At 49.8% G+C, this 7,926-nt stretch carries 7 protein-coding genes and 4 pseudogenes; 6 read left to right on the forward strand and 5 right to left on the reverse strand.

Annotation, left to right across the window (positions count from 1 at the left end; genetic code table 11):
* Positions 1 to 24: 24 nt before the first annotated feature.
* Positions 25 to 282 (reverse strand): annotated as a pseudogene (locus BM025_RS18525) (transposase); the annotation flags it as partial.
* 253 nt (positions 283 to 535) lie between these two features.
* On the opposite strand from BM025_RS18525, the gene BM025_RS18530 reads away from it, so the two are divergent.
* A complete protein-coding gene (locus tag BM025_RS18530; RefSeq protein ID WP_139204612.1) occupies positions 536 to 1,912 on the forward strand; it encodes a hypothetical protein in 1,377 nt (458 codons plus the stop codon).
* 204 nt (positions 1,913 to 2,116) lie between these two features.
* On the opposite strand, the pseudogene BM025_RS18535 reads toward BM025_RS18530, so the two are convergent.
* A pseudogene (locus tag BM025_RS18535) lies at positions 2,117 to 2,428 on the reverse strand (integrase core domain-containing protein); the annotation flags it as partial.
* A 169-nt stretch (positions 2,429 to 2,597) separates the two neighbouring features.
* Between BM025_RS18535 and BM025_RS18540 the strand changes: the two are divergent.
* The 4 genes from BM025_RS18540 (at position 2,598) to BM025_RS18555 (ending at position 5,103) form a co-directional block, all read left to right on the forward strand.
* Positions 2,598 to 3,161, forward strand: coding sequence for a type I-E CRISPR-associated protein Cas6/Cse3/CasE (locus BM025_RS18540; protein WP_170842242.1), 564 nt, complete (start codon positions 2,598 to 2,600; stop codon positions 3,159 to 3,161).
* Between the two features lie 156 nt (positions 3,162 to 3,317).
* Positions 3,318 to 4,145 carry a hypothetical protein gene (locus BM025_RS18545; RefSeq protein WP_085850862.1) on the forward strand — a complete coding sequence of 276 codons (828 nt, stop codon included), beginning with the start codon at positions 3,318 to 3,320 and terminating at the stop codon, positions 4,143 to 4,145.
* Positions 4,146 to 4,214: 69 nt separating this feature from the next.
* Entirely contained in the window at positions 4,215 to 4,523 is a 309-nt protein-coding gene (locus BM025_RS18550) for a hypothetical protein (protein ID WP_139204613.1), read from the forward strand.
* Positions 4,524 to 4,605: 82 nt separating this feature from the next.
* Positions 4,606 to 5,103 carry a c-type cytochrome gene (locus tag BM025_RS18555; protein ID WP_085850860.1) on the forward strand — a complete coding sequence of 166 codons (498 nt, stop codon included), beginning with the start codon at positions 4,606 to 4,608 and terminating at the stop codon, positions 5,101 to 5,103.
* 15 nt (positions 5,104 to 5,118) lie between these two features.
* On the opposite strand, the gene BM025_RS18560 is transcribed toward BM025_RS18555, so the two are convergent.
* From BM025_RS18560 to BM025_RS18565, 3 genes and pseudogenes are all read right to left on the reverse strand, one after another.
* Positions 5,119 to 6,275, reverse strand: a protein-coding gene (locus BM025_RS18560) for an IS3 family transposase (protein ID WP_370738069.1) whose coding sequence is annotated in 2 segments (ribosomal slippage) — positions 5,119 to 6,038 and positions 6,038 to 6,275 — 1,158 coding nt in all. Because the reading frame shifts where the segments join, the coding sequence is not laid out codon by codon here.
* A 73-nt stretch (positions 6,276 to 6,348) separates the two neighbouring features.
* A pseudogene (locus BM025_RS19790) lies at positions 6,349 to 6,588 on the reverse strand (IS30 family transposase); the annotation flags it as partial.
* A gap of 46 nt (positions 6,589 to 6,634) precedes the next feature.
* Positions 6,635 to 7,458: pseudogene (locus tag BM025_RS18565) on the reverse strand (DDE-type integrase/transposase/recombinase); the annotation flags it as partial.
* Positions 7,459 to 7,558: 100 nt separating this feature from the next.
* On the opposite strand from BM025_RS18565, the gene BM025_RS18570 reads away from it, so the two are divergent.
* The coding region (locus tag BM025_RS18570; RefSeq protein WP_139204614.1) for an IS110 family transposase at positions 7,559 to 7,926 on the forward strand (368 nt) is incomplete at its 3' end.

Below are 7,926 nucleotides of genomic sequence, written 5' to 3' on the forward strand. Positions count from 1 at the left end.
TCCGCTTTCCAACGGGCGTCACCATTTTTTTGAATTGATGTCTCGCAACATTGCGTTGTCCAACATCTGTTCTGCCAACAGCTTCTTCAGCTTGCCGTTCTCGTCTTCCAACGCTCGCAACCGCTTCGCGTCAGACGGCTCCATGCCGCCATACTTCGATTTGTATTTATAGAACGTCGCCGAACTGATCCCGTGCCGCCGACACACATCAGCGGTCTTCTCGCCAGCTTCCTGCTCCTTGATCATCGCAATGATCTGTTCGGCCAACAATCGTGCCTTCATTTGTCCGTCCTTTTGTTGGGCGGACTCTACACAAATCTGGAGGAGTTTTAGGGGCGCAGGTCACCGTGTATGCTCAATTTGAGATTTCCGGTATCTACAGGTATCGAAGGCACCCTTTTTCGGCTTTGCGAAAAAGGCTAAAATATTATACTTGGAGTTATAAATATTGCCGTTGAAAGAAAATTGAATGAAAATTACATTATGTGCGGCCAGCTTACTGGCCGCAGTAGCTACACCCGCCCTGTCGGGTCCCTTGTTTGAAAATATTTTTGAAGACTCACAGTACAAGATCGGATCTGAGACCATCGTTGATGGTGTAGAGATCTACCAAGATCTCGAGATCATCACAAATGGGGAAATCACGACGATCTCTGAACTCAAACTGAGCCCGCTTGATGACCTTGTCCGCATGACCATGACAGGCGTTTCATTAGTAGAAGATGGGGTCTCTGTAGGAACCTTCGATACGCTTGAGGGTCTTTTCAACCCAGCTTGGACTGAAGGCATATCCAATCTACCTGAGGGCGATCTTTATGAAGACCTAATCAACGGCAAGATTGATCGCACCACCTGTTCTGAAATTGACTTTCCTCTTTCACTCAGCGCAACGCAGGGTTATTTTTCCGGTGATGATACCGCGTTTGATTTTGGCAATTTAACACTGTCGTATAACATCATCGATGCAACGGATAATTGTATCCTTGAATTCACAACAGCCTTATCTGATGTGAATTTTGATGACGGTGATGGATTTTCATTTGGTGCCGATGCGATCAAAATGGATATGTACGCTTCAGCCTTCACGGAAGTCGCGCCCAGAAATCTCGATGATGAATATACAGCCTCCGCCGAAATCAACGGCATGACGTTCTCAATGGGCGGTGTGGAACAATTGCGTGTAGATCGCCTTTACATGGATACCAAAAATGACGCCTCATTGATGGCGGCCGTTATTGAAGCCGGATTTATGGCAGCTCTGGCCGACCATGCAGAGTCAGTCGGCGCAACTGAAATTGAAGACGTTCTTACGATGGCGATGATGGGCAAGATGTGGAATGAAATGCGCAAAGGGGATGCCAGTGGGTCTTTCGCTCTCGATGGCGTGCAGATTACCGGTCAGATGCCTCAGGCCATGACGGGACTGCCGATCCTCTCCATGGGTCGCACTTTGGACATAACTTTGGATACGCAAAAAAGCGATGAAAATGTTGACACAAACATCAATATCACATCACCAGGCGTTGTTAATCTGGGTCTTGGTCTCTCTGTGATTATGACTGAGCTTGATCCAGGCTTTGAGAACATGCATCCCTCTGCCTTGATGATGTCAGCTCCAATTGCTGTTTCCGGCCTTGGCGTAGAACTTTTAGATGAAGGTCTTGGTGACTTCATTGCTGAGACTGCAGGCCTTGATATCTACTCAGATGTCCCAGCCATGGCTGAGGGTATGATTGGTCCACATAAGGCTGCAAAAATCAAATCCTGGCTCTCTGGTGCGAAGCAGGGCGGGGCTTACTTTATGGCCACGCCTCCGACGCCTATGCCTATCATGCAGGCCTTTGTCGGCTTCATGGGGGACTGGGAGACCTTTGGCGCGATGATCAACGCCCAGGCTGCAGCTCCGCAATAACTATTATGAGATTTGGTTGGGCCATACAGGCCCAACCATTACCTTAAGCGTATTCAAACGGTGTCAGACACGACAGTCGTCACGCGTTCACCTCTCTCGGGTTTGATAGAGTTCGAAAAGGACTGACGACTGTCCGTCGTCAGGGTTTTTGGCACTAAAGGCGGCTTAAACTAAGAGAGAGTTCGGCTCATCTGGTTGGTTGCATTATGCGGCACGTTGTCTGTGATGCAAGCGTCGCGTTTCGAGCGTCTTTCGTTTGATCCTGTCCCTTTGTTGTAGAATGGCTTTGTCGCGTCCGAAGTAAACATCGGCGGGTGTGACGTTGTTGAGGCTCTCGTGATAGCGCTCATGATTGTAGTGGTCGACGAAGGCTTCGATTTGAGCTTCGAGGTCACCCGGCAGGAAGTAGTTTTCAAGCAAGATCCGGTTCTTCAGGGTTTGATGCCATCCATTGCCGGCAGGCGATTGCAAAGCAATCTGCCGAAAGGGCTCGATTTTGCCTTGGGTTTGCGGGTAATAACCGTTTGGAACCCGCAGGGCTTGGAGCCGTTAATTCGTTCAACTGAGCTTGAAGCACGAGCTTACAATTCAAACACTCCCTAAGAAAAATAAGTTCGTGAGGTTTATCCCTATCGATGTGGCTTGAGTGCGACTGCTGGCAAACTGTGCCGTAATGGCGTTAAAGATGTCGAGAAAGTCACGGGTGTCTTGGCTTGGATTGAGGTTTCGCGAAATCGGTGGGCGCGGTGGTATTTTAAATGGCTACACAGAGAAGACAGCGGAGCAGCTTCAAGACATGGTGAACATGGCTGCCGATCCGGACAGTCAATCGATGATCAAAGGACCAATCTTGGCGATGCCTATCTATATTCCAAAATCTGGGCAGTCAGTCGGCTTCGAGATCAAAGTCGTTCCTGTGGCCAGGAATGGCAGGGCGAAAACGGAAATGGACTGTTTTTTACATGATAAGAAAAACGGAAAGTCAGTCGACCGTGAAGTGTCTTATGCAAACTGGCTGACCGCGCGTTTAGCGCCGTCCTCTGATGTGAAATCAATCCGCGTGACTCAATCTGGATATTATAAGACAAGCCGCAAGAAGCGCCCCCTCATGATACCGTCCGCAATATTTCAAGGCACGATGGTGGTCACTGACCCGGAGATCTTATATAAAATGATGGTTCAGGGTGTTGGCCGCCATAAAGCCTATGGTTTTGGTATGTTAGCCTTACGGGTGCCTGATAGATTTTAGAGTTCACGCGACAGCAGGCAGAGATAAACCGTCAAGTTTCCCTTGATGCGTAAAATTATTAACAGTGTTATCAATGCGAAAAGCGCATGCAAACATTCATAAGTCAGGTTTATTTTGGAACATTTAATACTGAGCTACGTATTTCTCGATGAAGCTATGATAATTATCATCAACTTCGCGCTCATTTTTATTGGGGGTCTCATTGGTGCGAGGATTTTTAAAATCAAAACACAAATGCGACGCATTTCGTATTTCTGGTCTTATGTGCTCTGCTATATCGCCTTAACGGCACTACAGTTTGGATGGCTGCTGACATCCTATGCCTTAGAAGCAGGCCTTCTTGGTATTTTGGGCGTCACATTGCTCCTCATTTACGTCGCCTTTGGTGCCGCACTGTATTATTTTTCTGCTGCAAGATCTAATGACATTGATGGAACGACGAGCAATGCTTGGATGGCTTTTATCCCCTTGGTCAATCTATGGCTGATGTTTAAACGCGGTGAAAGCTATAAGGTCAGCCGGCCCACTCTAAGCCGTTTTGTGTTGGACCCGGTTCTTTTGATTTGTGGCATTTTTGCCCTAAGCCTTTCTTCTGCATTACAAATAATCAGCGAAGATATAGCTGAAAAGAATGCGTCTTCACAGAGACCTGAATTTACGACCGCATTAAAGGAAAAAATGACTTTGCAAGAGAGTCTCGCACATGAAGCTGCCCTATCTTCACGAGAACTCCCTCTGCGCATTGACAATATTACCGTCTTTAAATCGATCGAGGCTGACGGTCATACTGTGACGATGACATACGACATTGATAGAGAGAATATCGAGTTACGTCCTGACTTCAAACAGATGCTTGCAAGCGAATATTGTGCGCCAGATATGCTGGAAACAGATTTACAGCGCGGCGCTATACTCAAATTGATTTATACAGCACCGTCGGGCCGAACAATTGCACAGTATCAAATAACGCAAGACGACTGCTAATCTGAACGATACGATTTATGAATGAGGTAAGATGAAATGCATAATTTTTTTGCTGCCCTGATAAGCCTGATGATACTGACAACACCAGCTATCGCTCAATCAGGTGAAGATCGTGAATCTGATTGCCTTTTGGTTGTTGAGGCCGAAGAAGTGATCCGGGGGCGGTGTAAATTCTCTCCAAACGGGAGTGACGGTTCTTTTGTTATTTCATCCTATAACGGCAAATATTTTGCCTATGTCATAATCCAAGACGCAGGGATTGCTGATGGCTACTGGAACGGTGAACCTTACGCCAGACATGCCCATGACCCACTCGGCGTCTTGTTGCGCGAAGAGGGGTGCTGGGTCAATGAGCGCGCCTCTGTCTGTGCTTACTGATATTTAGGGGGCGGAGCGCCACAAACCCTATAGGCACCCACCCTGCCCTTTTAAACACAAGCAAACTGTAGGGAGTCCTTCAATGATCAAACCAGTTTTAATCAGCGTCCTGACCGCGAGCCTGATGTCAATATCAGACCCTGTGGCCGCAAATGATGATCTCGATCTTGTCACAAAATGTTCCGGATTCTTCGTGATACCCGGTGCGTCCTGTAAAGAGATCCCTCGGGGTCAAGATATTTTACAAAATAACTGCGTTTCTTGTCATTCGGTTATTGATGCAAACGGCAACAATTTTCTGAGACATGGAGGCCGTGCAGGTCCCAATCTGTACGGCATACAGTATCGTGTATTTGGCGGGGCCGAAGAGGCAAGATATTCCTCCGGTTTAAAAATGCTGAAAGAAAAAAATATTCCTGTGACGTCAGAGAACTTCCTGAAATACATGACCGATATGAAGGGTTTTCTGGACGAAGAGCTTCCTGACGCGACCTATAGCGTCAAGCATAAGCACAGAAGAAATAAGAGCATAACTGAAGATATCTACCAATTCCTCATAAGTCTTCCGGAAGATGGTTGAGGTGCCCCTAGTTTCCTAGACACCTGCCTCGTTCATTTTCTTCTGTTCTGTTTCATAGTCAACAGGTGACAACATGCCGTTGTTGGTGTGTTTGCGTGTCGGGTTGTAAAACATCTCGATGTAATCGAACACATCTTGCCTTGCTGCGTCACGTGTAAGGTAGGTCCGCCGCCGAATGCGTTCTCGTTTCAGGAGCTGGAAGAAGCTTTCCGCGACAGCGTTGTCATGACAGTTTCCTCGCCTGCTCATACTGGCATCCAGATTGTGCTTGCCAAGGAACGATTGCCACTCTGTGCCGGTAAACTGGGAGCCTTGATCGGAGTGGATCATAACTTTGGTCTGTGGTTTGCGCCTCCAAACGGCAGCCAGCAGTGCCTGCAACGCGAGGTCTGTCGTCATACGTGATTGCATGGACCACCCAATGACACGTCTTGAGAACAGATCAATGACGACAGCCAAGTATGACCACCCTTCATGCGTTCTGATATAGGTAATGTCGGTCACCCAAACTATGTCAGCGGCATCGACCTCAAATTGTCGATCCAGCGTATTGTCAGCGACTACAGCAGGCTTGCCACCATATCGACCGGGGCGGCGTTTGGACCCAATCTGTGCCGTAATACCTGTGGGACTGGCCAAACGTGCAACTCGGTTCTCTGAGCAGGTCTCGCCTTGATCCAAAAGATCATCGTGCAGTTTGCGGTAGCCGTAGACTTTGCCGCTGTCAGCCCAAGCTTGCTGGATCAGATCGGTTTGACGCATGTCTTCCTTCGCACGCGGGCTTAACGGTTCTTTAAGCCATGCATAGAACCCGCTGAAATGTACCATCAGCACCCGGCACATAGAGCGCACTGAAAACTCTGCGCGATGAGCCTCGATAAACGCGTACCTCACTGAGACTCTCGCGCGAAGTACGCGGTCGCCTTTTTTAAGATTGTGCGTTCCTCAGTGACGCGCGCCAGCTCTCGCTTCAACCGCCGGATCTCAGCAGCCTGATCGGCCACCTCTGATCTGGCGCGTGGCGACTTCGCAAACTGCGACTTCCACGTGTACAGCGACTTGGTGCTGATACCCAGCCGCTCAGCCACCTCGTTGACCGCGTAGCCGCGCTCGACAACCTGCGCCACAGCGTCCTGCTTAAACTCGTCCGTAAACCGTATTCCCTTGTTCATATCCGTCTCTCCTTGGTTCCAAAATTACCAAGCAAGGCGTCTACAAATCTAGGGGCTATTCACTTCAGCGCGTCAGGGCTGTGGCCGAGGGTGAAAGATGTGTGGGAGGCATTCCGCCAGAACTCCTAAACCACCGGTGTCCAACAGGAACAGAAACGCCTGCTTTGATGGCAGAGACCTCACTAGAATAGCCTGCGGCCACGCTCCGCCAGAACCGGCACAAGTTCTCACGTTGCCAGACTGGTGGCCTACCTAGCGAGTTCAATTTGCCCCGGATCGAGCGTTCGGACTTTCGTCGGCCGGTCTTGGTCATTTACACCTCCTAAAATGGGGTGTTGCGACGACCGGTTGAATCCGCCTTGGCTGCCACGATCAGTGTGATGGATACAGCCTTTTGGTGGCGCTCGGAATGCAATGGCCATATTCAAAGCTCGGATCGCCAAGTCGCGCTTCATCCGGTTACTGACCGCCCAGCCAATCAAGCGCCGAGAATGCAGGTCCAGGATCACAGCAAGATACAGCCAGCCTTCACGCGTCCAGATATACGTGATGTTACCTGCCCATTTCTGGTTTGGTTGATCCGCTGTAAAGTTCCGATCAAGCAGGTTTGGCGCATCAAACGCCCGACACGGCGATGGCCGATATTCAGGCCAATCTCTTTCAGCTCTTCAGTCATTCGTGGGCGACCGTAACTGCCCAGGCTGAGACGAGATTGTTCTTTAATGTGCGCCAACGTCACCATATCAGATCGCTGCCTACGGCTGGCAGGGCGGTTGCGGAACGCACGCAAGCCGCGTGGACTGACATCCATGACATGGCACATCCGGCCAATGGAAAACGTAGATTGGTGCTCTTCGATGAACTTAAACCTCACGGCTTTTGGCTCGCGAAGAAACCTGTCGACGGCGCTGCGCTTGTCTGGCGGTCAACGCACCGTGGCCTTTTTTAGGATCTCCCGCTCCTCCTTGAGAATGCGGTTCTCGCGCCGAAGCCGGTCATTCTCTTGAGCCAGTCCCAAATCCTCATTCGACACTACGTCCGTGTCTCGGTGTGCCGTGATCCACTTGTTCAGCGTCGACATACCGACACCAAGATCATCAGCCACCTGTTTGCGTGTCAGCCCTCTGGTCAGCGCGATACGCACCGCATCTTGGCGAAATTCGCCCGTCCGTCTCAGTCCCATAGTCAATCTCCTTTGTTGATGGCGTGGATGCCCCCGACCAACCGGCATCGTAATGTGCCACTATGGTGTTTCAGAAAGCATCAACAAAGGGAGAGTATCCATGTCAGAAGTCGCTATGATCGGCATAGACCTTGCAAAGCGTGTGTTTCAACTTCACGGGGCTTGCGCCAATGGAACGGTTATTTTTCGCAAAAAACTGACACGCATTCAGCTTCTTGCGTTTATGAGCAAACAGCCGGAATGCACTGTTGCGATGGAGGCTTGTGCGACTGCGCATAGCTGGGGCCGTGAGTTTGAGAAGCTTGGACATACCGTGCGATTGATTGCGCCTAACTACGTGAAGCCTTTCGTCAAACGACAAAAGAACGATGTTGCAGACGCCGAAGCCATCGTTGAAGCGGCATCACGGCCAACCATGCGATTTGTAGAACTAAAGTCCAAAGCCCAGCAGGCGCGGGCCATGCTGTT

Origin of the sequence: Pacificibacter marinus (assembly GCF_900109555.1) — a bacterium.
In the GTDB taxonomy this organism is placed as follows: Bacteria; Pseudomonadota; Alphaproteobacteria; order Rhodobacterales; family Rhodobacteraceae; genus Celeribacter; species Celeribacter marinus_C.

Bases quoted from the DNA above. Each gene is read 5' to 3' on its own strand.
- BM025_RS18540 (WP_170842242.1), top strand. From the start codon at position 2,598: ATGTCGAGAAAGTCACGGGTGTCTTGGCTTGGATTGAGGTTTCGCGAA.
- BM025_RS18550 (WP_139204613.1), top strand. From the start codon at position 4,215: ATGATACTGACAACACCAGCTATCGCTCAATCAGGTGAAGATCGTGAA.
- BM025_RS18545 (WP_085850862.1), top strand. From the start codon at position 3,318: ATGATAATTATCATCAACTTCGCGCTCATTTTTATTGGGGGTCTCATT.
- BM025_RS18555 (WP_085850860.1), top strand. From the start codon at position 4,606: ATGATCAAACCAGTTTTAATCAGCGTCCTGACCGCGAGCCTGATGTCA.